General features: G+C 42.8%; 2 protein-coding genes and 1 pseudogene. All 3 read right to left on the reverse strand.

Annotated elements, in window-relative coordinates; translation table 11 throughout:
- Window positions 1-81: 81 nt before the first annotated feature.
- Window positions 82-828, reverse strand: a complete 747-nt coding sequence (locus Q352_RS0117885) for a hypothetical protein (protein WP_028500496.1) — start codon at window positions 826-828, stop codon at window positions 82-84.
- A 6-nt stretch (window positions 829-834) separates the two neighbouring features.
- Window positions 835-1,116: a putative toxin gene (locus tag Q352_RS24505; RefSeq protein WP_084300365.1), complete on the reverse strand. Its 282-nt coding sequence runs from the start codon at window positions 1,114-1,116 to the stop codon at window positions 835-837.
- 660 nt (window positions 1,117-1,776) lie between these two features.
- Window positions 1,777-2,304, reverse strand: a pseudogene (locus tag Q352_RS23795) (hypothetical protein); the annotation flags it as partial.

Consider the following 2,304-nt stretch of genomic DNA (forward strand, 5'->3'; position numbering starts at 1 on the left):
CAATCCAGATTTTCCCATCCACCGACAGGCACACGTCGCGACCAGCCTGCCGGGGCTTGACCTGCTTCCACGCAGGCCTGCTTAACCAAGCGGCTCATCCTCAATGAGGAAGAATCCTGCCGGGAACAGGCTTTTTAGTTCAGCGCGACGCTTTGAAAAAACCGAAAAATCGCTCACGATGTCTTGAATATTTTCAGTCACCCTGACCAAATAGCCATTGCCCATTTTTTCAACAGGAAACCCTGCTGCCGATATTCGTTCAGGATCTACCGCCTCAGCAAATTCATCACCATAAAACATGGCCCAGCCAATATTCGGCACATCCGGATTGAGTGCCTCATTAAATATCCCAAGCTGGAAGCTATCGTATTTTTTATCCGAACCAAGCTCTGGCTTGCTAAACAGGTGAAGCATTCCAAGTTGCGGCGGAAAAATTTCGCACCATGTTTTAAAAAGAAGATACCAGTCAATGTTTTCATTACAAGCCGAAGTCAAACAAATAGAGCCAGGAACAGTTTTCCCATAAAAGTCGCGAAATGTGTGACAAACATCCCCCGTGCACTTGGTATTTTTCTTCCTCCTCCACGCAAAATCCTGATGGAAATCAGAAAGCGCCCCATTGAAACGTATGGTTGCTTTCTCAGCCCAAAGAGTTTCGGCCGTAGATTTATTTACAAACGGCTCAGTAACCTTATCGGCGTTATGTGACACATACTCTGGCATGAGCGCTCCATCATTTATAGCCAATGAGTCAACAAGCCGCTCGCCAACACACCATCCAATTGTTTCAGCCCTGGTATTTATTGTAATAATTACATATGATTTCATAATTTTTCAGAATTTCGTTAAATCACCAGTTTTTGGATTGTACCTGTAAACATCTCCACCAGTCCTTCTCACCTTCCTTATTATTTTCATAGAAACATTAATAGTCCTTGGACTTACAACAATATTTAAAGGTTGCCCAGTATCACGTGCAATTTGAATCTGAGTTCGCAACTGATTAGACATGGAAAGCCTCTGTACATTTTTAACCTCCAGCATACCGCCGACGTTTTTCCCCCACAAGTCAGGAATCGTTGTGGCCTGCGCGCCATTAGGAAGCCGCGTAGTCAATACTCAACCGCTTTATGAAGCCGCTCCCAGTGAACCGGGGTTGTTGAATAAGGAATAGCAACATGTAGCTCCCGACCCACGATCATATACTGTGTCAACAGTGAACCACTACAGGCATGCCTTTAAAATTCCAACATCACATCAATATTCTTCTCTAACTAATAATAAACCTGATCCGTATTATTAACCTTGGCTTTTGCTTTTGTATCCAGCGCTTTAGCACTAATAGCAACCTTCGTCTTCCTGCCCCCTTAGTCAGTCCGTGCCCCCTCGGGCTCGCCCCTAGCCCAACCAGAACGACTTATGGCCCCTCCCATGTCAACTCGCATCTAAGAGCAAGAGGGACTATCGAAAAAAGCTCCTTAATATATATTAAATTTTGATTGTAATTTGGAGATATATTCTCATTACAATTTTCAAAATAAACCCTTGCCTGATTATTTAAAAACCATATATCTTGCATTTCAAAACCAGGCTCTTTCAAGGCGCCAGCCAAATTATGTATTAGTTCAACATCATAATAACAAGACCTGTCATTAGCTCTTTCCTTTTTGCTCCATGTTTGAACACACCTCACATAAGGCAGAATAAGCTCTAACATTTTTATATATATATCAAATTTGCACAATTATGCCATTTCCTTACGAAATAATATTTAAACTATTTTCTTACCGGCACAGGTTTTGATCCAGAAATTGATTTCCCCACCTTAGTCCACACGCCATTTTCAATCAATTTTTTGATATAAGATACGTCACCTGTATCTTTATAAATGTCTTGCGCTGCAACCATACGATGGTTTCCTTCTGATATATAGTAACGCCCCTTATCATCCACATAATCTGCTATGCGCCCCCTTGGGACCATGAACTGATACTCTCCTTTTAACATATCAATTTTTACTCTATCAACTTCTAAAGGATTTCTTAAACCAGTCTGCATGCTTCTTATAGAAAACCCAATCCCATCATCCGAAAAATTTATTACAAAATTTCTTGCCAGCTTTACAAGCTCTTTCCCCGCATTGCCCAGCGACGCCAGCGCCAACTGGTTTTCCGGGTCCCCAACAAAGGCGACGAAACTCATCCAGCCCGGGGTTGTGGCATCTATCCTTGCGAGGTCTTTTTCATTCTCACGCAGTACAAAGGCCCTGACATCCACTGCCATCGAGCAGAACAGCTGCTCCAG

This window comes from Microvirgula aerodenitrificans DSM 15089 (assembly GCF_000620105.1).
GTDB lineage: Bacteria > Pseudomonadota > Gammaproteobacteria > Burkholderiales > Aquaspirillaceae > Microvirgula > Microvirgula aerodenitrificans.